Consider the following 23,059-nt stretch of genomic DNA (forward strand, 5'->3'; position numbering starts at 1 on the left):
ATGACCACCGACGTCACGCCCCGCCAGGCCCACGGGAACCACGCTTCCAGCCGGCCCGCCCCTCGGTGGCGCCCCCGGGCGCTCGGATCGCGGATCGCCCTGCTCCTCGGGGCGTTCGCCTTCCTCTTCCCCTTCTACTACATGATCATCGGCTCGCTTCAGAAGGAGCCCGACTCCGGCCCGGCGGGAGCGTTCCCGACCCCGGCCAACCTCAGTGTGGACAACTACGCGGCCATCGACTCGGCGATCTCACTGGGGCGTTCCCTGGTGAACTCCGGCATCTTCACCGGCGGCGTGATCGTCTGCACCACCGTGTTCGGGCTGCTCGCCGGCTACGCCCTGGCCCGTCTTCAGTTCCGCGGCCGCGGCTCGACCTTCGCCCTGGTCCTGCTGGTCCAGGTCGTCCCCTTCCAGCTCCTGCTGATCCCGCTGTACGTCCTGATCGTCCGCGACTACGGCCTGGCCGACTCCTACGTCGGCATGATCCTTCCGTTCGCGATCAACACCAGCGCGGTGTTCATCTTCCGGCAGTTCTTCCTGCAGCTGCCGGCCGCCATGTTCGAGGCGGCCCGCATGGACGGCGCCGGCGAGCTGCAGATCCTCTTCCGCATCGCCCTGCCGCTGTGCAGACCGGCCCTGCTGTCGGTCGTGCTGCTCAGCTTCACCGGCCCCTGGAACGAGTTCCTGTGGCCCTTCCTCGTCACCAAACGGCAGGACATGCAGCCTTTGGCCGTCTCCCTGGCCAACTACATCAGCACCGTCGCCTCCAGCGCGGCCAACCCCTTCGGCGCCATCCTCGCCGGAGCCTGTGTGCTGGCCGCCCCGGCGGTCGGCCTCTACCTCCTCTTCCAGAGCCGCTTCACCTCCACCGACCTCGACTCAGCAACGAAGGGCTGATCCTGTGTCCCACCGCACCACCGCCGCCGTTCCGTACACCCTGACCCGGCTCGGCGTCGTGATGTCCCCCCTGCCCGGTGAGGCCCACGAGGCCGAAGGGGTCCTCAACCCCGCCTCGGGCCGCACGCCCGACGGCACCCTGCACCTGCTGCCCCGCCTGGTCGCCGAGGGCAACGTCTCCCGCATCGGCCTCGCCGAGGTCGTCCTCGAGGACGGGGTGCCCGTCGCGGTGGAGCGGCGCGGCGTGGTCCTCGCACCCGACGCCGGCTGGGAACGCGGCAAGAACAACGCCGGCGTGGAGGACCCCCGCACCACCTGGATCGAGACCCTGGGCCTGCACGTCATGTCCTACGTGGCCTACGGACCGCTCGGCCCCAAGCCCGCCCTCGCCGTCTCCAAGGACCTGCTCCGCTGGGAACGCCTCGGCCCGCTCCAGTTCGCCTACCAGCCGGACCTGGACACCGACCTCAACCTCTTCCCGAACAAGGACGTCGTGCACTTCCCCGAGCCCGTGCCGGGGCCCGACGGCACGCCGTCCTACGCGATGCTGCACCGTCCCATGTGGGACCTCGGCTGGTTCCGGCCCGGCGAGGGCGTGCACCTGCCCGCGGGCGTGACCGACGAACGCCCCGGGATCTGGATCTCCTACGTGCCCGTGGAGGAGGTCGAGCGGGACCTGAGCGCCCTGACCCGGCCCCGCCACCACCGCCTGGTCGCACTCTCCGAGCACCCCTGGGAAGAACTCAAGATCGGAGCGGGTCCGGCCCCCGTCCGGGTCGACGAGGGCTGGCTGCTCATCCACCACGGCGTCTCCGGCACCATCGACGACCCCTTCGCGCAGGCCCAGACGGTCAACTACGCGGCCGGGGCGATGATCCTCGACCCCGCCGACCCGGCTCGGGTCCTGGCGCGCACGTCCGAACCGCTGATGACTCCGGAGACGGAGGAGGAACGTTCCGGCACCGTGCCCAACGTTGTCTTCCCGACCGCGATCGAGGAGATCGACGGGGTGCGCTACGTCTTCTACGGCATGGCCGACGCGCACATCGGCGTGGCCCGACTGGACCGGTCCGAGTGAGGGCGGCGCCCACCGAGCTCGGCGTCGCGCTGGTCGGTTGCGGTGACTTCGGAACGTTCGTGCTGGAGGCGATACGCGACATCCCCGGACTCCGCATCGTGGCGTGCGCCGACGCCGACCGCCCGCACGCTCAGCGACTGGCCGCGCAACACGACGCTACGGTCCACACCGGAGTGGAGGAGGTCGCCGCCCTCCCGGACGTCGACGTGGTCGTCGTGGCCACCCCGCCGGCCGCGCACGCGGACGCCGCCGTCACCGCCCTCCAAGCCGGCAAGCACGTCTTCTGCGAGAAACCCCTCGCCCTCACCGTCGAGGACGCCGCCCGGGTCGAGGCGGTCAGCCGCCGCTCGCCCGGCGTCCTCGTCGTCGACCACGTACTGCGCTACAACCCGGTGCTGCGACTGCTCCAGCGGCTGGGGGAGGAGCACCTGCTGGACCGGCTGCGGCGGTTCGCCTTCGAGAACGACGCATCCGACGAGGACCTGGGCGCGGACCACTGGTTCTGGGACCCGGCGCGCAGCGGCGGTATCCATGTCGAGCACGGCGTCCATTTCTTCGACGCCGCCAACGTCCTGATGGGCGCGGAGCCCCTGCAGGTGCAGGGCATCGAGGTGCGCCGGGACGGCGGCCCCGTGGACATCGTGGTGGCCACGGCCACCCACCCCGGCGGAGCGGTCGCCACCCACGCCCATTCCTTCACCCACGCCCATCGCGCCGAGCGTCAGCTGCTGCGGCTCGACTACGGCTTCGCCGAGGCCCGGGTGACCGGATGGATCCCGACGTACGCGACGGTCACGGCGTGGACCGACGAGGCGGGTGCGGCGCGCTGGGAGGCGCTGCCCGGACGGGCCGCCGAACTGCTCGCCGTGCCCGGGCTGCGCCCGCACGGCGGGGAACGCGTCAGCGTGTCCGTCGCACGCGACGCGGGCTCGCCCCGGCCGGCCCGCGGCCGGGGCGTCACCCGCAGCGTGCCGCACCGCGTCGAGTGCGTCGTCGACCTCGGCGGCGAGGCACGCAAACCGCATGTCTACACCGAGAGCGTACGGGCCGCCATGACGGACCTTGTGCACTGCGCCGCACACGGCGGCAGGCCACGGGCCGACGCACGCGCCGGGCTTACGGCGGTGGCCGTGGCCGACGCGGCGACCCGGTCCGCGCGGACCGGGCGGACCGTCGCACGCCCCGCCCTTGCCCCGGCCGGGGGAGGAGTGCGATGACGGCCCCCACGGGCACGGGCGACGACGGCGGGATTCCTTGGTGGAGGGAGGCCGTCTGCTACGAGATCCACCCGCGTGCCTTCTGCGACAGCGACGCGGACGGCATCGGCGACCTGCCCGGAGCCACCGCCCGCCTGGACCACCTGGCCCACCTGGGGGTCGACGCGGTGTGGATCACCCCGTTCTATCCCTCGCCCCTGGCGGACGGCGGCTACGACATCACCGACCACACCGGCGTCGCCCCCGATCTGGGAACGCCCGCCGATGTCGCGGCGCTGGTGGCGAAGGCCCACGCGCTGGGCCTGAAGGTCCTGGTCGATGTGGTTCCCAACCACACCTCGCACCGCCACCCGTGGTTTCGCGAGGCGCTCACCGCCGCGCCCGGCTCACCGGCCAGAGCGCGCTACGTCTTCCGGGACGGCCGCGGTGAGAAAGGCGAACTGCCGCCCAACGACTGGCAGTCCGCCTTCGGTGGCCCCGCCTGGACCAGGATCGACGAGGAGGACGGCAGCCCCGGCCAGTGGTACCTGCACCTGCACGCGCCCGAACAGCCGGATCTGAACTGGCGCCACCCCGAGGTCGTCGCCGACTTCGAGCGCATCCTCACCCACTGGCTGGACCGCGGTGTCGACGGTTTCCGGGTCGACGTCGCCCACACCCTGTTCAAGGCCGAGGGCCTGCCCGACGCCGGACCCGGGCAGCACGAGGACATCCACCGCAACCACCTGATGCCCTACTACGACCAGCCCGAACTGCACCCGCTGTTCCGCGACTGGCGCGCCCTGCTCGACCGGCACCCGGCTCCCGCCGGGGCGGTGGCCCCGCACGACCGGGTGATGGTGGCCGAGGCGGGCATCTTCGACCGCGAGCGGCTCGCCCGCTACGTCGCCCCCGGCGAGATGCAGCAGACCTTCAACTTCGCCTTCCTGGAGTCCCCTTGGGACGGGGCCGCGCTGCGCGAGGTGGTCGAGCAGTCGGCACTCGCCATGCAGGGGGTGGGCGCTCCGGTCACCTGGGTCCTCTCCAGTCACGACGCGATCCGCCCGGTCAGCCGCTACGGAGGCGGCGCGCTCGGCGAACGGCGCGCCCGGGCGGCCGCGTTGCTCATGCTGGCCCTGCCCGGCGCGGCCTACGTCTACCAGGGCGAGGAACTGGGCCTGCCGCAGGCGTACATCCCCGACGACCGGATCCGGGACCCCCTGTGGGAGCGCTCCGGGCACCGGCACCGCGGACGCGACGGCTGCCGGGTGCCACTGCCCTGGGCAGGCAGCACCCCGCCCTACGGCTTCAGCGACGCCCCCGCCGAAGACTGCTGGTTCCCGCAGCCCGTCGACTGGGCGGGACTGACCGTCGCCGCACAGCAGGCGGACGAGGCTTCCATGCTCGCTCTGTACCGGGCGGCCCTGCGCGTGCGGCGCGTCCACCCGGCCGCGGATACCGTCCCGCAGCTGCAGGGCCCCCCGACCGGGGAGTGGTTCGCCTTCCGGCGTACGGACCGGCTGCGCTGCCTGGTCAACTTCGGGGCGCGGCCGGTCCCGCTCGACGACGGCGAGCGGGTGCTGCTGTCCAGCGCACCGCTCGACGGCCGCCACGTGCCCCAGGACACCACCGTATGGACGACCCACGAGGAGCATGCGAAGTGAACGACGTGAACGACGGACCCGTCGTCGACCTGTCCGCGGTGGTCAAGGCGTATGACGTCCGCGGTGTCGTCCCCGACCAGCTCGACGAGGAGCTCGCCCGGCTCTTCGGTGCCGCGCTCGTCGAGACCTCCGGCGCGGCCGAGGTCGTCATCGGACACGACATGCGCCCCAGCTCACCCGCGTTGGCCCGGGCCTTCGCACGCGGCGCCGCCGGCCAGGGGGCCGACGTGGTGGAAATCGGCCTGTGCTCCACGGACGAGCTGTACTTCGCCAGCGGCACCCTGGGCCGGGCGGGCGCGATGGTCACCGCCAGCCACAACCCCGCCCGCTACAACGGCATCAAGATGTGCCGGGCAGGAGCGGTCCCGGTCGGTCAGGACACCGGCCTGCGGGAGATACGCGCCCGGGTGGAACGCTGGGCGGCCGGCGAACGGCTCCCCGCACCCGGCCGCGCCCCGGGCTCGATCACCCGCCGTGACCTGCTCGGGGAGTACGCGGCCCACCTGCGCGGCCTGGTCGACCTCTCCGCGGTCCGCCCCCTGCGGATCGTGGTGGACGCCGGCAACGGGATGAGCGGACTGACCGTGCCGGCGGTCTTCCGTGACACGCCGGTGGAGATCGTCCCCCTGTACTTCGAACTCGACGGCACTTTCCCGAACCACGAAGCCAACCCCCTCGATCCGGCCAACATCGTCGACCTGCAGCGCGCCGTCCGCACCGGCGGGGCCGACCTGGGCCTGGCCTTCGACGGGGACGCCGACCGCTGCTTCGTCGTCGACGAGCGCGGCGAGTCCGTCTCCCCCTCCGCCGTCACCGCTCTGATCGCCGAGCGCCTGCTCGCGGACCATCCGGGCAGTACCGTCCTGCACAATCTGATCATCTCCAGGACGGTGCCCGAGGTCGTCCGCGAGCACGGTGGCACCCCGGTCCGCACGCGCGTGGGGCACTCCTTCATCAAGGCCGAGATGAGGCGCACCGGCGCGGTGTTCGGCGGCGAACACTCGGCGCACTACTACTTCCGCGACTTCTTCCACGCGGACACCGGCATGCTGGCCGCCCTGCACGTCGTCGCCGCACTCGGCAGCCGGCCGGAACCCTTCTCCCACCTGGTCCGCGCCTACCAGCGCTATGCGGCGTCGGGGGAGATCAACAGCACGGTCCGGGACCAGGCGGCCACGATCGCCGCCGTGCGGCAGGCGTTCACCGGCCCTGATACGCAGATCGACGAACTCGACGGCCTGACTGTCACCACCGCCGACTGGTGGTTCAACCTGCGCCCCTCCAACACCGAACCGCTGCTGCGGCTCAACGCGGAGGCCGTGGACAGACAGACGCTGCAGCGAATCACCGACGAGGTACTGGCGCTCGTCCGCCGGTGACGCACAGGGCGCTCTGATCGCCCCACTTTGCGCGGTGTGGCGTCGGCGAGCCTTCCACGGGGGCGGCGAGACGGCATCCTCCTGACCCGTAGGGCCGACCCGCGACGGCCGCGCACAGAACTCCGCGATGAGCGGAGCGTGCGGCGCCGCGTCCCCGTCGGCCGTTGCGGCTTCGCGTTCCAGACGGGCGGCGTCATGAGACCCCGCACCACTCGTGAGACCAGTTCCCGCATGGCCAGGGCGGTCGAGGTGCGCTCGATCTGGAGCCGCTGGGGCCAGCCGCTGCTGCCGATCGGCGTGGTCTACGACCCCTTCGTCAACCGGGCGCTGGGACCGTGGTCGTTCGGCATCTACGCCGGTGGCCAGTCGATCCTGGTCGGCACGCCCTCCGGCGTCACGCTCGCCCCGGAAGGCGGTGCCCACCAGTCCGTCACCACGCCATCCCTGGGCATCGAACAGCCCGGCTGCGTCACCTACGAGCCCGCGTTCGTGATCGACACCGAATGGTGCCTGCTGGCGGCGCTGGGCGCACTTCCGGGCGACCCGGCCGCGCGCGAGCGACGCCGCCGGCACGTGACCGCGGGAGCCTACCGGCTGCGGCAGCACGAGAAGCCCGTGGTGACCCTCGCGGCGATGGGCGCCCTGGTCCCCGAGGCACTGGCCGCCGCCGACCGGCTCACCGCCCTCGGTCACGACGCGGACGTCGTGTGCGTGACCAGCCCGGACCTGCTCTTCCGCGCACTTCAGGCCCGACGGGGACTGTCGCAGGACCCGACCTGGATCCTCGACCAGGTCTTCCCCGCCGACCGGGCCACGCCCCTCGTCACCGTGCTGGACGGCCACCCGCACACCCTGGCCTTTCTGGGCACACGAGCGCCGTTCCCGCGTCCTCCAGGGTGTGGAGCCGGGCGGTGGGGATACGGGCGGCGAGGGAGGCCCCGTGGTCGGGCGAGTGGAACGGATTCGTGTCGCGTCGGCTGTACCACAGGTCGACCGGGACCGAGACGGCGGCGGGATCGAAGGGCCAACGCGTCATGGCCAGCACGGTCTCGCGTGCGTACCCCGCGGCGCCTTGTACGAATCCCTCCGCCAGCGCACGACGGTAGGCGTGCCGGAAAGCGGGATCTCCGTACACGTTCCTGTCGCCGTCCCCGCCGGCACCCGTCACCACCTCGAACAGTGCCTCCGCCCCGGCAGCGTCGCGCAGCATCCGCTCGGCGGCCCGTACGTCGTCCGCCGCACGGCGCACCAGCATGTGGACCTCTGGTTCGAGTGCGCCCGTGAACATGGGATGGGCCAGTTCGTCCGTCCCCGAGACCAGGGACGCACCGACCACCGTCCCGGCCGCGGCGCAGGCGAGCGCGAAGGGTGCGCCCACCGAATAGCCGATGGCCACCAGGCCGTTCAGCCCGCGGGCCAGAGCGAACTCGCGGACGTCGCGGGCCCAGTCCCTCAGCGTCCACCCGGGCGTCGCGTCGGACACACCCAGGCCTGGCCGGTCGACGGCCACGAGACGAACGCCGGCCCTTGCCACGGCCTCGCCGCTCATTCCCAGCCGTCGGCCGGTCGCTGAACCACCGCAGAACAGCACCGGCACACCCGATGCCGGGCCCCACTCGGCCCATCCCAGCGTGCGTCCGTCGGTCAGCCGCACCTGCCCCAAGCGCTCGGGCGCCGTCACGCCGGTCGCCATCAGTACTCCTCTCAGCTCCTTCAGCCAGCCCGCGCCGGCTGGACGCCGGCGGGGTCGAGGCAGGCTTCCGAGCGCTGGTCAGCGGTCGCGCTCGGCGGGCTGTGACACTTCGTTCCGGGGCCTCGGAGCCGGCGGGGTGCCGCCGGTCCCGTTCCGGCCGGTGGCTGGTGTCCGAGTTCGACGGGGGTCCGAGTGCGTCGTGGCGAACCGGGCCCGGTAGTGGCCCGGTGAGACACCGAGCCGGGCCACGAAGGTGCGCCGCAGCGTCTCGGCGCTGCCGAATCCGGCCGCTCGGGCGCTGGCGGCCACGCTGTGACCGGCGTCCAGCAGAGCCTTCGCGTGGTCGAGCCGTACGCGTTCGACGAATTTGGCCGGTGTCGTGCCGAGTTCGGCGTTGAACAGCCGGGTCAGATGCCGGGGACTGACACCGACGAGGACGGCCAGCGAATCCGTACTGTGTTCGAGTGCGGGCTGCGCGGAGACCAGGTCGGTGACCGCTCTCAGCGCAGGCGTGCGGGGCACGCTCACCTTCAGCGCGGCGGAGAACTGGGACTGCCCTCCCGGGCGCTGCATGAACACCACCAGACTGCGTGCGACCTCGCGGGCCAGATCCGCACCGTGGTCACGCTCGACCAGGGAGAGCGCAAGGTCGATACCGGCGGTGACACCGGCCGAGGTGAAGACGCCACGATCCTCGACGAAGAGGGAATCGGGCTCGACGTGCACGTCGGGGTAGGCGCGGGCCAGCAATGGGGCGTGGCGCCAGTGTGTGGTCGCGCGGTGCCCCGAGAGCAGGCCCGCGGCAGCGAGGACGAACGAGCCGGTGCAGATGGACACGAGCCTGCGGGCGCGAGCGCGCAGGTGCCGCAGGGCCTCGGTCAGATCGGGCGGGATCGGCTCGGTGACGAGGAGATCCCCGCCCGAGACGACGAGTGTGTCGACGTCGAGGTCCGCTGCGGCCGAGTCCACGGGCAGACGCGTGCCGATCGAGGTGCGCACCGGCTTCCCGGACGGCGACACATAACACAGCGAGTAGCGGGCACCGAGGGTGTTGGCCTCGGCGAACACCTCCGCGGGGCCGGAGACGTCGAGCATCTTCACGCCGTCGAACACGAGGAAGGCAACACGGTGGACCGCCATGCGGGTGACGGCTCCTTTCCTTGGGCGAGACCAGGACGTCCGGGAGGGCGGAGTTCCCTGGCCCGGTCGGCCGGCTCGGCCGGCGGTGCGGCGGACCAGGTCACTCGCCCGGGCCGGGGATCAGTTCACTCGGGCCACGCGTTCGACTGGATGATCTGGACGAAGTCCTTGCGCTGGAAGCCGGCGTCGAAGTGCGCGAGGACGTCGTCGTTCATGGTGCCGAAGGTGGTGTCGGGCCGGTCGGCCATGCCGTGGTAGAAGGCCTGGAGGATGCGGTTCTTGAAATCCGGCCGCGGGTGGGCGGCCACGACCTCCGCACGCTGCTCCGGGGTGATCTGCTCCAGTTCCAGGCCCAGGACGTCGGTCTCGACGCCGAGCGTCACCACGGAGACCTCGGGAGCGAGGTGGAGCGGAACCTCCGGTGTGGTGTGCAGCGCGATCGCCAGCCAGACGTTGCGCGCCTCCTCCTCGCTCCGGCCGTGGTCGCGCAGGAAGGTGTACGCCGCCTCGGCGCCGTCGAGCTCGAAGCGGCGGTCCTTCGTGCGGTAGTCGTCCGTCAGCCCGAGGTCGTGGAAGAGGCCGCCGACGTAGGCGAGCTCGGGGTCCACCTGGAGTCCCCGGGCGGCGCTCTTGAGCATCCCCCAGAGGAACACGCGGCGGGAGTGGTGGAACAGCGTGTCGTCGGCGGACTGGCGCACCAGTTCGGTGGCCTCGCGGACCAGGGCGGTGTCCGGGACCGTGATCCCGGCGATCGTTTCGGGCACTGTGCCTCCAAAAGGGAAAGGTCGAAACATCTGTCGCTTCCGACTTGCCTCCACGTTCCCTGAACAACGCCGAGGGTGAGAACTGTCCGAACGGACGTATGCCCCACAGATCCGGACACACCTCGGCGGGCGGCGACGGCGGTGAGCCGTGCCCGGGGTGGTCCACCGGTGTCGGCAGACGCCGGGGCCCTGCCCCACGTGTCCCGGTCGGTGGTGTGAATCCGTGATCGGTGATTGAGGCCGCGTGGTGGCTTGAGCTGGGGTGTTGGGGGTTGCGTTCGGCCGGCACATGGCGCGCCACGTGGTGCCGGAGCCGGGTGAGCTGCGTTCCTTGGCTTGCACTCGCAGTCGGGAGGCCATGGTCGCGAGCTGGTGCTCGTGCCGGACCCATCACGGGTCGTTGCCGGCCGCCGGTGTGGGGGGAGGGCCGGATGCCTGTACCGCGCCACATGAAGGCGCGCCTGCTCCAGCCCGGGAGCGAACGACCGCGCACGCCGTTACTCCAGGCCCTGGCCCCGTCCGGCCCGCCGCGGTGCCGCCAGGTCCTCACGCCACCCGTCCGCCGTCTCCTCGCCGCTCTGCAGTCCGTCCCCGCCCGTACCGGCGGGCGAAGGACCGGCCAGGAGACGCAGACCGGGGCCAGCCTCCACCGGCCGGTGCGCACGGTGCACCCACCGCGGCCCGTACCGCCGCTCCCGAGGCGTCGCTCCCGCCGAACGGCGCCGCTCACGGACCACCGCGAACCCAGGACGCCGACGGCCCCGGACGACCGACCCCTTCCACCTCACCCGGCCACGCCCGCCCGAGCCGGACGCCCAGCGCCGCGATGAACCGCTCACCGCCGCCCCGGCCCCGCAGAGCTTGGGCCCCAGGCCCTGGACACGGCGACCCTTCGGGATGCTCAGCGCGTTCAGCGAACGAGTACCGACACCCAGCTCGGCTCCGCCACGGCCCTGGGACGCGTCTTCCCGAGCACTGACACAGCCGGCCCAGCCCCGGACCGGTCCCGGACGGGCCGCGCCGAGCCGCACCGTCGGAGGGGCGTCGGCGGCGACCGCCGCCGACCCGCGGCCGCGCCGGTCGGCTACGGACGGCTGCCGGGGCGGTAGCCGAGGCGACGTGACGCCTCCTCGCCCGCCTCGATGACCACCGGGGCGAGGCGGCTCACGTCGGCCGGTGTGAGGCGCTGGGTCGGCGCGCCGATCCCGATGGCGGCGACCAGGTCGCCGCTGCTGCCGAAGACCGGTGCGCTGATCGAGGCGGCGCCCAGGTCTCGTTCCTCGAACGATGCCGAGAAACCTCTGCGGCGGATCTCGTCCAGCTGCCGGTCCAGCACGTCGATGTCGACGACGGTGCGCGCGGTGTGGCGGGTGAGACCGTGGCTGACCGCGGCACGGCGCGCCGAGGGGTCGAAGGCCATGAAGACCTTGCCGGCCGACCCGGCGTGCAGGGACATCACCATGCCGATCATGAACAGCCGCATGACCACGTGCCGGGTCTCGGCGAGCGACACCACGGTGCGGAACGCCCCGTCGCGCACGTACAGGCAGGCCGTCTCACCGGTGCGGTCGCGCAGCTGCTGGAGGGCCGGGCGGGTCAACTGGACCATGTCCAGGCCGAAGGTGCCCGGCGCCGCCCAGCGGACCAGCCCGAGGCCGATGCGATAGGTGTCGTCGACGCGGTCGAGGAAGCCCTCGCGGGTGAGGTTGTGCACCAGGCGCTGGCAGGTGCTGGCGGGGAGGCCGGTGGCCTTGGTGATCTGCTGGAGACTCAGTTCCGGCTGCTCGACGGTGAAGCACTCCAGGATCTGCCGGATCTTGTTCAGGACAAGCAGCGGCGCGGTGCCGCCTCTCTCGTTCTCGCTCATCGCCGTGTCTCCCCGCCAGGACTCGTCGTCTACGAGGACATACCGTATGTCAGCCGGGTGTGGGCCCGGCACGCAGAGGTGCCGGCGCCGCGGGCACGGCCGACAGTGCCGAGTCCAGCTTGCGCCCGAGCAGGACGCGAAGTTCCTCGCGGAGCGCGGCCAGTCGCTCCACGTCGATGCCGGTGGCGATGCCGGCCTGGTGGAAGAGGTTGACCAGGTCGTCGGTGGCGATGTTTCCCGCGGCGCCGGGTGCGAACGGGCAGCCCCCGGCCCCGCCGAGCGCGGCGTCGAACCGGCGGACACCGAGTTGGAGGGCCTCCCAGGCGTTGGCGGAGGCCATGCCGTAGGTGTTGTGCAGGTGCAGGCCCATCGGCATGTGCGGCAGCCGCGCCTGGACGGCCTTCACCGTCCGCCGGATGTGCCAGGGGCTGGCCGCGCCGATGGTGTCGGCGAGGTGGAGCACCGAGATGCCCAGGCCGGCCAGACGGTCGGCGATCCGTACCACCTGTTCGGGTGGTGTCTCGCCGTCGAAGGGGCAGACGAAGGCCGTGGCGATGGTGGCCTCCAGCTGGACCCCGGCCTCGGCCAGCAGCTCCGCGGCGGGCTTGAGCCGGTCCAGAGCCTCCTCGGTGGGCACGCCGGCGTTGGCCCGGCTGTGGCCGTCGCTCGCCGAGACGGTAAGGCGGACGTGGCGGACTCCGGCGTCCAGCGCGCGGCGGGCACCGCGCTCGTTGAAGACCAGCGTGTGCAAGGAGACCGATTCCCCGGCGCTCAGTTGTGCGGCCAGGCGGTCGGTGTCCGCCATCTGCGGAACTTTCGCGGGGTGGACGAAGGAGCCGATCTCCAGGGAGGTCAGCCCGGCCTCGAGGAAGCCGTAGGCGAGCCGGAGCTTGTCCGCCGTCGGCACGATCACCGGTTCTATCTGCAGTCCGTCTCGGAGCAGAACCTCCGTGATCAGGACCTGTTCGGGCATGCCGTTCATTCACACCACTCCCATGTCGCGCAGCGCCGCGCGGCGCTGCGCGTCGATTCCGATCTCGGCCAGGACGGCGTCGGTGTGCTCGCCCAGTTCCGGGCCGAGCCAGCGGGTACGGCCCGGCTGCTCGGTGAACCGGGGCACGACGCCCGGGAACGCCACCTCGCGCTCGTCGTCGGCGGCGACGGCCACCCGGTGGCGTTCGAGCATGCCGCGCGCCGCGAAGTGCGGGTCCGTGGCGATCTCCGCGGCCGTGAAGATGGGTCCGGACGGGATCTGTCCGTCGTCCAGGAGCTTGAGCACCTCGTCGTGCGGCAGGCCGCCGGTCCATGCGGAGATGGCGTCGTCCAGTGCCTCGGCGCGGCGTACCCGCCCGGCGTTGTCTGCGAGATCCGGGTCGGAGGCCAGATCGGGCCTGCCGATCACCTGCATCAGCCGCCTGAAGATCGAGTCGCCGTTGCCGCTGATCACGACGTACCGGCCGTCGGAGCACAGGTAGGTGTTGGACGGTGCGATGCCCGGCAGGGAGCTTCCGCTGCGTTCCCGCTCCACCCCGAAGGCGTCGTAGTCGGGGGTCAGGGACTCCATCAGTGAGTAGACCGCCTCGTACAGGGCGACGTCGACCGTGTCGCCCCGGCCGGTGGCCGCGCGCCGGTGCAGGGCGGCGAGCGCGCCGATGACCGCGTAGAGGCCGGCGACGGAGTCGGCCAGGCTGACGCCGACCCGGGTCGGCGGCCGGTCCGGGTAGCCGGTCAGGTGCCGCAGTCCGCCGACCGCCTCCGCCACACCCCCGAAACCGGGCCGGTCACGGTAGGGGCCGGTCTGCCCGTAGCCCGAGATGCGGGTGAGGATCACGCCGGGGTTGACCTCGCGCATCTGCTCGATGCCCAGCCCCCAGCGCTCCAGCGTGCCGGGCCGGAAGTTCTCCAGCACGATGTCGCAGCGCCGGATCAGCCGCAGGGCTACGTCCCGACCCTCCGGGTGCTTCAGGTCCAGGGTGAGGGAGCGCTTGTTCCGGTTCATCGCCCGGAACAGCAACGACGTGTCGCCGCCGTGCAGCCGCCAGCGGCGCAGTTCGTCGCCGCCGACCGGCCGTTCCACCTTGACGACGTCCGCGCCGAAGTCGGCCATCAGCCGGCCTGCGGAGGGGGCGGCGATGAAGTTGCCCAGTTCCACCACGCGCAGGCCCGCCAGGGGCCCCGGCGAGTACCCCTCACTCTCGCTGCTTCCAGCCATGAGCACCCTCCTAGTGTCGCTCACAATGTGGGTTCGCAACTCAGAATGCGGGCGGATGATGACTTCCGTCAAGCAGTCTTATGGAGCGGCCGACGGCTGACCAGGGGTGTCCTGAGGCAGTAGATGAACGTCAGGCAGAGTCCACGGGGTGATTTTGTTTCGGGCTCAACCATTGACCTTGAGTGACCTCCCCCTCATCATGAGTTGCCATCCCACGGATCTCGGTTATCCGAGCAACTTCACGCGAGCGGTGACACTGGCGTCGCAGCATCAGCAGTCCGCCGACCACTGCTCCCACCCGCACAGCACGGCCCCCGGGGCCGCAGTCAAGGAGCGAGCGGTATGTCAGACGTCCCGGTCCTGGTCAACACGGCCGTGGCCATCATCGCCACCGTCGTCCTGATCGTCAGATTCCATGTGAACCCAGTGATCTCCCTGGTGCTGGGCTCCCTCTACCTGGGGCTGACGACCGAACTCGGCCTGGACAAGACCGTCCAGACGATCACGAAGGGCTTCGGCGACATCATGGCCGAGGTGGGTCTCCTGATCGCCTTCGGTGTCCTGATGGGCGCGATCCTGCAGGAGATGGGCACCATCGAGGAACTGGTCCACCGGCTGATCCGGCTGTTCGGGCCCAAGCGGCTGCCCTACTCGCTGGCCCTCACCATCGGCACCCTGCTGCAGTCCATCTACCTGGACGTGCTGCTGGTCATCTCCGCTCCGCTCGCCCGCTCCGCCGCCCGCCGGATCGGTCACCTGGGGACGCCGCGGATGGCCGTCGCCATGGCCATCGCACTGGAGTGCGGCATCGTCCTCGTCGTCCCCGGCGTCGGTGCACTCGCCCTCGCCGCGCTGCTGCACGTACCGCTCGGCACCATGCTGCTGTGGGGCCTGGTCCTGATCGTCCCGACCATCATCATCTCCGTCGCGATCATGACCTTCCTGTTCCACAAGGGCTTCTGGAACCCCGCCAGCGACGAGCTGGCCGTGACCCACGAGGCCGATCTCGCGGCCGGTGACGAGGCGCGCACCGAGCAGACGGCCGAGCCCGGACAGCAGACCACCGTGGCCCGGTCGCAGATCACCCGGCACGGGACGGACTCGTCATCTGCCGGGGCGACCACGGCCACGCTCGTCGGCCCCGACGGCCCCGACGGCGCCGGGGCGGACGCGGAGGGGGCGGAGACCGCCGTCGGCCGGCCCCACCTGCTGCTCAGCTTCGCCCCGCTCCTGCTGGCCCTGCTGCTGATCGCCGCGGGGGCCGTCGCGGAGGCCGCGGGCTGGCACAACCGCGTGCTCGCCTTCCTCGCCGACCCCGTCGTCGCCCTGCTCGTCGGACTCATCGGCACCGTGGTCGTTGGCCGGATGCACATGGGCCGGAAGCGGGTCGACGACGCCATAGCCCGGGGGTTCAAGGACAGCGGCCAGATCCTCATCCTCACGGCCGTCGGCGGCTCGCTCGCCGCCGTGGTCGCCGCCGGTGGCCTCGGCGACATCCTGCGCGGCTACTTCGGCGCCCATACCTTCGCTCCGCTGCTGCTGGTGTGGCTGATCGCCGCGGTCCTGCACATCGCGGTCGGCTCGGTGACCATCTCCGCCATCACGGCCGCCGGCATCCTCGCCCCGCTCGCCCCCGGTCTCGGCATCGACCCCGTGCTGATCGCCCTCGCGGCGGGGACCGGTTCGCTCTTCGCCGTCCACGTCACCAGCAACACCTTCTGGCTGCTGCAGTCACTGATGGGGCAGACCACCCGCGGCACCCTCAAGACCTGCACGGTCGGTGTCTCCCTGGCCTCCGTGGTCGCCATCGTCCTGCTCCAGCCGATCAGTCTGCTGTTCTTCTGACACCACCGAGCCGAAGGGGCCTGCCGGTCAACATCCCGGCAGGCCCCTTCGGCCTCCTCCGCCAGGTGCCCTGGCGGAGGAAACAGCGGCTGACAAGCTGCCGATGCTCTGGTGGGGGCCGGTTCAGCCGCCCGGGTGGGCCGGCGCGCCGGCGGCGCACGTACGACCGGGTACGGCGGGTGCTCGGGAAGTCGGAGCACGGGTGGCCGTGGCCGGTCAGGCGTGCCGGAGTGCAGCGTCGGGCCGCCCACGCCGGCCGTGCGGGGTGTCGGTGCTCAGCGCGGGGCTGCCGCAGCCGCGGTAAGGATGCGGTGCAGGACGGAGACCGGGATCGCCGGGCTGGTGACTGCCGCGCATGCCGTGTCGCGGTCGTGCAACAGCCCGGTCAGGATGCGAGCCGGCAGCCGCGGATTGCGCACCGCGGTGTCGCGGACATGGGCCTCGGGGTCGTTCAGCAGACGTACCGCGTCGGCCGGTGACAGGCGGGGGTCCTCAGCCGCGCGGCGGCGCACCTCGTCTTCGGGATCCCGGGCCAGGCGTGCGACGTGGGCCGGTGTCGACTCCGGATCGTCCAGGGCCAGACGGCGCATTCGCCCGCTGGGGTCTGCGATGTAGCTCAGCAGGCCGGCACGGGGGAAGTTCGGGTGGCCGCGGGGCCGGTCGGGGTGACTGAAGCTGCCGTCCCACCAGCGCCAGACCTCCAGCAGCATGTCGGCCGGTGCGTCCTCGCACGATTCGGCGAGGAACAGGCGGACCACCCGGTCCCCGTCCCGCGCCAGGCGCGCCACGACATCCGGCGGGAGGCGCCGGGCTCGGGCCACACTGCGGCGGACCAGCGGGTGGGACGACGCGGCGAGGCGGCGCATCGCGTCGGCGTCCCCGTGCAGGTCCTCCACCCAGGGCAGGGTGCGCGACATCGTCGTCGGGTCGAAGTCGTGGCGGACCGCGGCACGTTGCTCCTCGGTGAGGTCGGGGCGCAGCGCCACCGCGGAGCGGATGTCGCCCTGCGGGTCCTCCGCCAGTACGGCGACCCCGTGCGCGCCCAGGCCCGGATTGGCGGCCAGCGCCCGGCGTACCTCCGCCTCCCCGTCCCGGACCAGCTCCGCCTCCAGCTCGGGCGCGAGGCGGCACCGTTCGAGCGCCCGCCGCGGGTCGGGCAGGGCGGCGAAAACCTCGCGAGGCATGGGCACGTCGGCGTGGTGGGCGAGCAGCGCAGCCGTTCGCACCGCGTCGTCGGTGTCGGCCAGCAGCCGCTCCCGCAGCGGCGCAGCAAGGTCCTCCCACCGGGCACAGGCCGCCGCCCGCACCCGGGGATCTGCGTCGGCCGCGAGGCCGGGGAGGTGCTGTGCGGGGAGCCCCGGGAGTTCGGCGGCTCGCGCGCGGGACGGGCCGGCGAGGAGGTCGTCGTACAGGTCCTCGGGGAGTTCGGCGCCCCAGATGCAGGCGTGTTCCGCCCAGAGCACGCGTCGATCGGGCGACGGCTCGGCGCGGACCAGGCGCACCCACTGATCGGACGTGAGCTTGGGCCGGAAGGTATCGGCGGCCCTCGACCGCACCCGCGGATCGGGGTGCGCCACGGCAGCGTCGAGGACGGCGGGCCGGTCGCATCCGTGCAGGAAGCCGTCCGCCACATCGAGCAGCCGGATGAGCAGTTCGTCCGTCGCGGCCGGATTGAACCCGATCCCCTCCGCCCAGTGCCGAGGCAACGCACGTCGTCCCGGCACCGCCGCCCACGCCTCGGCGCGCTCGGCCTCCGTCTCGCGCCCGGCGGCCGCAGCGGCCTCCTCCAGCCGCTCCGGCAGTCGGTCCAGGGCTGTCACCCGGGGTCCGTCCGCGCCGAGCACCTCCGCCAGCAGCACCTGCCCGTCGAGGGAGAGCGCCACGAACCCGGGGTCGCCGGTCAACTCCGGCACGCCGCTCCCGGCGTGCCGGACCCGGGTCCACCAGGAGTCGTTGCCGCCGATCCGGTGCCTGAGGACGGCCACCAAGAACTCGCCGTCGGCATCGCAAAGACGGCGCCACCACGCGGCGTCGAGCGCCTCCCGGGCTCCGCCGTCCGGAGCCGCGATCCCCCGCGCGATCCGCCAGCCGGCCTCCGGCGGGAACAGGCTGCCCGGACGCACGTCCTCGACGACCATGAGTCCGGCGCGTGCGAGGAGCTCGTGGAGTTGCTCTGCGTTTGGCATGCGGTCATGATCCCCGCCTGCTCGATGGTGGGACAAGGCCCTCAACCCAGGCCGAACCGGCCGCAGCAGCAGACGCTCCGTCCGCGGCGTCGGGGCACGGTCGGCGAAGCCACCTGCGCCCCGTCGAGGCCGGCTTCCCGGGCGGGGCGGTGTCCGGCGCGACCGCGGGCGATCGAGCCGCGCTGAGCACGGAACCGCGGATCACCGGGCAGTACTCACCCGCGCGTCTCGGAGTCACGGCAGTCAAACGCCATATGCCCCGCCCGCACAACGGCTGACCGCGTGGCGGGTGCGACGACCGGGGCGCCACTACCGACTCGCGCTTCCCCAGTCACGCGACTGATGCCCCCCGGCCGCCCGCCTCCCCACACTGGCTGCGACGGTTCACCGGTGAACACGGCACATTCGCATACGAGTTCACCACCGAGCCCGACCCGCACGACGCGTCCCGCTCGTCAAGGAAGAACAGCGCCGCGTGGCGCCAGCGCGGTTCCTCCGCACCGCGGAACCGATCGACCTTACCCATCCGAAGGAGGCACAGGCGTGACAAGCATGCCCGTCGGCGGCGTCGAACCACTCGCCGCAGCGGACGGCGCCGCCGATCTGGTGGTGCGCAACGCGAAGATACACACCGGCGATCCGCACCGTCCGCAGGCCGAGGCACTGGCCATCACCGACGGTCGGATCACGGCCCTCGGGGACGACCGCGACATCGCCCCGTTCGTCGGAGGCTCCACCCAGGTCGTCGACGCCCTCGGCCGCCGCGTGATCCCCGGGCTGAACGACGCTCATCTGCACGTGATCCGCGGCGGGCTCAACTACGTGCTGGAGCTGCGCTGGGACGGCGTGCCCACCCTGCGCCGGGCACTGGAGATGCTGAGGGAGCAGGCCGGCCGCACACCGAAGGGCCAGTGGGTGCGGGTGGTCGGAGGCTGGACGGCCGAGCAGTTCGCCGAACGGCGCCTGCCCACCCCCGCCGAGCTGAACGAGGCCGCCCCCGACACTCCGGTGTTCGTCCTGCACCTGTACCAGTCGGCGATCCTCAACCGGGCCGCCGTCAAGGCCGCCGGACTGACCCGCGACACGCCCGACCCGCGCGGCGGCCGGATCGTGCGGGGCCGGGACGGCGAACCCACGGGCATGCTGCTCGCCGCGCCCAGCGCGCTGATCCTCTACTCCACTCTGGCGAAGGCGCCCGTCCTCGACGCCGCGGACCAGGAGCTCTCCACCCGCCACTTCCTGCGCGAACTCAACCGGTTCGGCCTGACCTCGGCGATCGACGCCGCTGGCGGCTTCCAGTCCTTCCCGGAGAACTACGAGACGGTCACCGAGCTCGCCCGCCGAGGCGAACTGACCCTCCGAATCGCCTACCACCTGTTCCCGCAGACACCCGGGCAGGAGCTGAGCGACCTGAAGCGGTGGATGGGCATGGTCCGGCCGGGCGCCGGCGACGCGTGGCTGCGCCTGAACGGGGCGGGGGAGAACCTCGTCTGGGCGGCCGCGGACTTCGAGAACTTCGCCCAGCCCCGCCCTGAACTCGGCTCCTACGAGGGCGAGTTCGAATCCGCGGTGCGCCTGCTCATGGAGAACGGCTGGGGTTTCCGGCTGCACGCCACCTACGACGAGACGATTCGCCGCGATCTGAAGGTGTTCGAGAAGCTGGCCGCCGAAGGGCTGTTCCCCGCAGGACAGCGCTGGCTCTTCGACCACGCGGAGACCATCTCCGACGAGAGCCTGGACCGGGTCGGTGCCCTGGGCGGCGCCCTCTCGGTGCAGAACCGCCTGTCTTTTCAGGGAGAGGCGTTCGTCCGCCGCTACGGACCAGCCGCAGCCGCCGAAGCGCCGCCGCTGCGGGCCATGCTGCAGCGCGGACTGACCGTTGCGGCCGGCTCCGACGCCACGCGTGTCACCTCCTACAACCCCTGGGTGGCGCTGCACTGGCTCGTCTCCGGCCGGAGCGTCGGCGGCCTGGCGCTCCACCCCCGGGCCAACCGGGTCGATCGGGCCACCGCACTCGACCTGTACACCATGGGCGGAGCCCGGCTCACCGGCGAGGAAGAGACCAAGGGCCTGCTGAGGCCCGGCTACTTGGGCGACCTCACCATCCTCGACCGGGACTTCTTCGCGGTACCGGAACCAGACATCCCGCACATCGAGTCCCTCCTGACCGTCGTCGGTGGCCGCATCGTCTACGCCGCGTCCGAGTACGAGGGTCTCGACGACGCCCTCCCCGCCGTCAGCCCCGGATGGAGCCCGGTGGCCCACTACGGCGGCTACCAGGCGGCCGGCCGGGCGGGCGGCGCCGGTGCCCGTCAGGCCGAACTCCTGGGTGAGGCCATCGCGGAGTCCGACGAGCACCGTCAATGGCGCGTCCGGCGGGGCCTGCTGCCCGACCAGGCGGCCGACGACGGTCCGTTCGACAGCTGTTTCGCCCACTGAGGGCCACCGCGCCCCCACTCGACCCCCTCCGCGGCCGCGGCGGCACGCACGCCGCCGAGCAGCCCTGTCCGATCACAACAGTGCACACCACACATCCGAGGAGCGCCCCACCATGTCCGGACTCACCACCGTCCAGCCCGGTCCCAGCCCCGACCTGCTCACGCCCGAGAACACCGTCTTCCTCTTCGCCGACCACCAGCCGCAGATGTTCTTCGCCGTGGGCAGCGACGACCGAGGGGCCGTCATCAACGCCACCGTCGGGCTCGCCAAGGCCGCCGCGGCCTTCGACGTGCCGACGGTGCTGACCACGGTGGCCGCCGACACCTTCTCGGGCCCGATCCTGCCCCAGCTGGCCCAGGTGTTCCCCGACCACAAGGTCATCGACCGCACCACGATGAACCCCTGGGAGGACCCGGCCGTGGTGGAGGCGGTCGTGGCCACCGGCCGCAAGAAGATCGTCATAGCCGGCCTGTGGACCGAGGTGTGCGTCGCCCTGCCCGCCCTCTCGGCGCTCCACCAGGGATACGAGGTCTACGTCGTCACCGACGCCTCGGGCGGCGCCACCCAGGTCGCGCACGACAACGCCGTACAGCGGATGACAGCGGCCGGCGCCGTCCCCGTCAACTGGCTGGCCGTCCTGCTCGAACTCCAGCGTGACTGGGGCCGTCAGGAGACCTACGGCGCCGTCATGGACATCGTCCAGGAGCACGCCGGCGCCTATGGGCAGGGCGTGGTCTACGCGCAGCGCTTCCTCGGGCCGGCCTCCGCCGGCTGAACCGGTCCTGATCCCGTGGCCCGGGGCAGGCGCTCCCGCCCGCCCCGGGCCGGAAACCAGGTGACACATGAACACAGGGCTGCTGATCCTGCGGCTCACCGTCGGCCTCCTCGTCGCCGGGCACGGCGTGCAGAAGGTGACGTACTGGCTCGGCGGCAACGGACTGGCGGGGGGCGTCGAGGAGTTCCGCCGGGACGGTTTCCGCGGGGGCGTGCTGACCGCGCTGGCGGCAGGCGGTTCCCAGATCGGTTCGGGACTGCTGCTGGCGCTGGGCGCCCTCACCCCGCTGGCCGCCATGGCCGCCATGGGCGTCATGACGGTCGCGGTCACGGTCAAGTGGCGCAACGGCTTCTGGGTCCAGCACGACGGCTACGAGTTCCCGTTGGTGCTCGTGGCCGCCGCCGCGGTCCTGGCCGCGACCGGCCCGGGCGCGTGGTCGCTCGACGCCGCACTGTCCATCGTATGGCCCTGGTGGGCGGCGCCCGCCGCGGTCGTGGCGGGGGCGGGCAGCGGGCTGCTGGCCAGGACGGTTCTCACGGACCGGCGACAGACATGACACGACCCCCGTAAAGGAGACTCATGATGACGCGCGTTCATGCGCGGTACCCCACCGACACCGCCCCGCCGACGAGCGGCGCCCGCACCGGATACACCCTCATGGCCGGCGTGCTGGCCGCGATGATGCTCGGCGGCACCCTTCCCATCCCTCTCTACGTCCTGTGGGCGTCCCGCATCGGCTTCGGTCCCCTGACCGTCACCGTCGTGTTCGCCGTGTACGTGGTGGGCACGCTGATCACCCTGCTGTTCTTCGGCGGTCTCAGCGATCACATCGGACGCAGACGGGTGCTCGCGGCCGCCCTGCTGCTGGCGGCCGTCGGGACCGGCGTCTTCCTCGTCGCGGACCAGGTGGCGACGCTCGTCGTCGCCCGGGTGCTGAGCGGCCTGGCGGTCGGACTCGCCAGCGGCACCGCCACCGCGGCCATCGCCGAACTGCACCCCCGTGGTGACCATCGTGCCGCGGCCGTCGTCGCCTCCGGGGTCAACATGGCCGGTCTCGGCCTGGGCCCCCTGCTCGCCGGTGTCCTCGCCGAGTACGCCCCGGCGCCGCTGGACACCGTCTTCTGGGGCTACCTGGGGATCATCGCTGTCGCCGCCCTTGCCCTCTCGGCCGTCCCGGAGACGGTCTCGCGGCGCGACGGCCCGGTCACGCTCCGGCCGGACATCGGCGTCCCGGCCCCCATGCGGGGCGCCGTGGCCGGTGCGGCCCTGGCGGTCTTCGCCGCCTTCAGCGTCCTGGGGCTGTTCAGCAGCCTGGTCCCCGGCTTCCTGCGGGGAACCCTCGGTCTGCACAACCTCGCGGTGATCGGCGCCGTGTCGTTCCTCATCTTCGTCACCGGTGCGATCAGCCAGGCCGTCTTCGCGCGACTGCCCGCCCGCCGCTCGGTGGGCACGGGGCTGGCGCTCCTCCTGTGCGGCCTCGCAGGCCTGGAGGGCGCCCTCTACGTCAGGACACTGTGGCTGTTCCTCCTGGGCACCCTGATCGCCGGCGCCGCGGTCGGGCTGATCTTCCGCGGCGGCCTCGCCGAGCTGAACCGCCTGGCCGACCCGGGCCGCCGCGCCGCGGTGACCTCCACCTACTTCGTCGCCGCCTATGTGGGCATGGCCGTGCCCTCGGTCGTCATCGGACTCCTCTCCCGGACGACGAGCCTGCTCACCGCGAGTGCCCTCGTCGCGGGAGCGGTCTCCCTGGTGGGTCTCACCGCCCTCATGGTGGCGCTGCGTACCTTCACCGCGCCTTCCCCGGGCCACCTCGGCACGCCCGGTGAACGACTCGACCAAGGGGCATGACGCTCGTGGTGACGGACTTGGCTCTTCCTCGCATCGGCAACCGACTGGACGGCCGGACGCCGGCACGGTCGACCTC

17 protein-coding genes and 1 pseudogene are annotated in these 23,059 nt (G+C 72.2%); 11 read left to right on the forward strand and 7 right to left on the reverse strand.

The window, feature by feature from the left end:
* The 6 genes and pseudogenes from OO52_RS34045 to OO52_RS54340 form a co-directional block, all read left to right on the forward strand.
* The gene (locus OO52_RS34045) at positions 1-897 is read left to right on the forward strand and encodes a carbohydrate ABC transporter permease (protein WP_078864913.1); all 897 of its coding nucleotides are present in this window, start codon (positions 1-3) and stop codon (positions 895-897) included.
* 4 nt (positions 898-901) lie between these two features.
* Positions 902-1,975 (forward strand): glycoside hydrolase family 130 protein, encoded by a 1,074-nt coding sequence (locus tag OO52_RS34050; RefSeq protein WP_030938949.1) that lies wholly within the window; start codon positions 902-904, stop codon positions 1,973-1,975.
* Complete coding sequence (locus tag OO52_RS34055; RefSeq protein ID WP_030938952.1) at positions 1,972-3,192, forward strand: Gfo/Idh/MocA family protein; 1,221 nt, start codon at positions 1,972-1,974, stop codon at positions 3,190-3,192. The genes OO52_RS34050 and OO52_RS34055 overlap by 4 nt, the downstream gene beginning before the upstream one ends.
* The gene (locus OO52_RS34060; protein WP_030938955.1) at positions 3,189-4,835 is read left to right on the forward strand and encodes a glycoside hydrolase family 13 protein; all 1,647 of its coding nucleotides are present in this window, start codon (positions 3,189-3,191) and stop codon (positions 4,833-4,835) included. Before OO52_RS34055 ends, OO52_RS34060 begins: the two co-directional genes overlap by 4 nt.
* A 5-nt stretch (positions 4,836-4,840) precedes the next feature.
* Positions 4,841-6,214, forward strand: a complete 1,374-nt coding sequence (locus OO52_RS34065; RefSeq protein ID WP_030938958.1) for a phosphomannomutase/phosphoglucomutase — start codon at positions 4,841-4,843, stop codon at positions 6,212-6,214.
* A gap of 246 nt (positions 6,215-6,460) precedes the next feature.
* A pseudogene (locus OO52_RS54340) lies at positions 6,461-7,108 on the forward strand (transketolase-like TK C-terminal-containing protein); the annotation flags it as partial.
* On the opposite strand, the gene OO52_RS34070 reads toward OO52_RS54340, so the two are convergent.
* The 6 genes from OO52_RS34070 to OO52_RS34095 all read right to left on the reverse strand — a co-directional run bounded on the left by OO52_RS34070 (position 7,038) and on the right by OO52_RS34095 (position 13,890).
* Entirely contained in the window at positions 7,038-7,907 is an 870-nt protein-coding gene (locus OO52_RS34070) for an alpha/beta fold hydrolase (RefSeq protein WP_051854391.1), read from the reverse strand. The pseudogene OO52_RS54340 and the gene OO52_RS34070 sit on opposite strands and share 71 nt — an antisense overlap.
* A gap of 78 nt (positions 7,908-7,985) precedes the next feature.
* Positions 7,986-9,047: a GlxA family transcriptional regulator gene (locus OO52_RS34075; protein ID WP_078877133.1), complete on the reverse strand. Its 1,062-nt coding sequence runs from the start codon at positions 9,045-9,047 to the stop codon at positions 7,986-7,988.
* Positions 9,048-9,172: 125 nt separating this feature from the next.
* The gene (locus tag OO52_RS34080; RefSeq protein WP_030938966.1) at positions 9,173-9,811 is read right to left on the reverse strand and encodes an HD domain-containing protein; all 639 of its coding nucleotides are present in this window, start codon (positions 9,809-9,811) and stop codon (positions 9,173-9,175) included.
* 1,084 nt (positions 9,812-10,895) lie between these two features.
* Entirely contained in the window at positions 10,896-11,678 is a 783-nt protein-coding gene (locus tag OO52_RS34085) for an IclR family transcriptional regulator (RefSeq protein WP_030938969.1), read from the reverse strand.
* Positions 11,679-11,727: 49 nt separating this feature from the next.
* Entirely contained in the window at positions 11,728-12,660 is a 933-nt protein-coding gene (locus OO52_RS34090; protein ID WP_199819990.1) for a hydroxymethylglutaryl-CoA lyase, read from the reverse strand.
* On the reverse strand, positions 12,661-13,890 hold the full coding sequence (locus OO52_RS34095; RefSeq protein WP_030938978.1) for a CaiB/BaiF CoA transferase family protein: 1,230 nt from the start codon (positions 13,888-13,890) through the stop codon (positions 12,661-12,663).
* Positions 13,891-14,232: 342 nt separating this feature from the next.
* Here OO52_RS34095 and OO52_RS34100 point away from each other — a divergent pair, with 342 nt between their 5' ends.
* Positions 14,233-15,735, forward strand: coding sequence for a GntP family permease (locus tag OO52_RS34100; protein ID WP_030938981.1), 1,503 nt, complete (start codon positions 14,233-14,235; stop codon positions 15,733-15,735).
* Between the two features lie 275 nt (positions 15,736-16,010).
* Here OO52_RS34100 and OO52_RS34105 read toward each other — a convergent pair whose 3' ends face one another.
* Positions 16,011-17,921, reverse strand: a complete 1,911-nt coding sequence (locus tag OO52_RS34105; RefSeq protein ID WP_030938984.1) for a hypothetical protein — start codon at positions 17,919-17,921, stop codon at positions 16,011-16,013.
* Positions 17,922-18,473: 552 nt separating this feature from the next.
* Between OO52_RS34105 and OO52_RS34110 the strand changes: the two genes are divergently transcribed.
* The 4 genes from OO52_RS34110 (at position 18,474) to OO52_RS34125 (ending at position 22,983) form a co-directional block, all read left to right on the forward strand.
* Positions 18,474-20,360: an amidohydrolase gene (locus OO52_RS34110; RefSeq protein ID WP_199819992.1), complete on the forward strand. Its 1,887-nt coding sequence runs from the start codon at positions 18,474-18,476 to the stop codon at positions 20,358-20,360.
* Between the two features lie 112 nt (positions 20,361-20,472).
* Positions 20,473-21,135 (forward strand): hydrolase, encoded by a 663-nt coding sequence (locus OO52_RS34115; RefSeq protein ID WP_030938990.1) that lies wholly within the window; start codon positions 20,473-20,475, stop codon positions 21,133-21,135.
* A 67-nt stretch (positions 21,136-21,202) separates the two neighbouring features.
* On the forward strand, positions 21,203-21,691 hold the full coding sequence (locus OO52_RS34120) for a DoxX family protein (RefSeq protein ID WP_030938993.1): 489 nt from the start codon (positions 21,203-21,205) through the stop codon (positions 21,689-21,691).
* Between the two features lie 26 nt (positions 21,692-21,717).
* Positions 21,718-22,983 (forward strand): MFS transporter, encoded by a 1,266-nt coding sequence (locus tag OO52_RS34125; protein WP_158712590.1) that lies wholly within the window; start codon positions 21,718-21,720, stop codon positions 22,981-22,983.
* Positions 22,984-23,059: the final 76 nt, after the last annotated feature.

The sequence above is a fragment of the Streptomyces flaveolus genome (assembly GCF_000716535.1).
In the GTDB taxonomy this organism is placed as follows: Bacteria; Actinomycetota; Actinomycetes; order Streptomycetales; family Streptomycetaceae; genus Streptomyces; species Streptomyces flaveolus_A.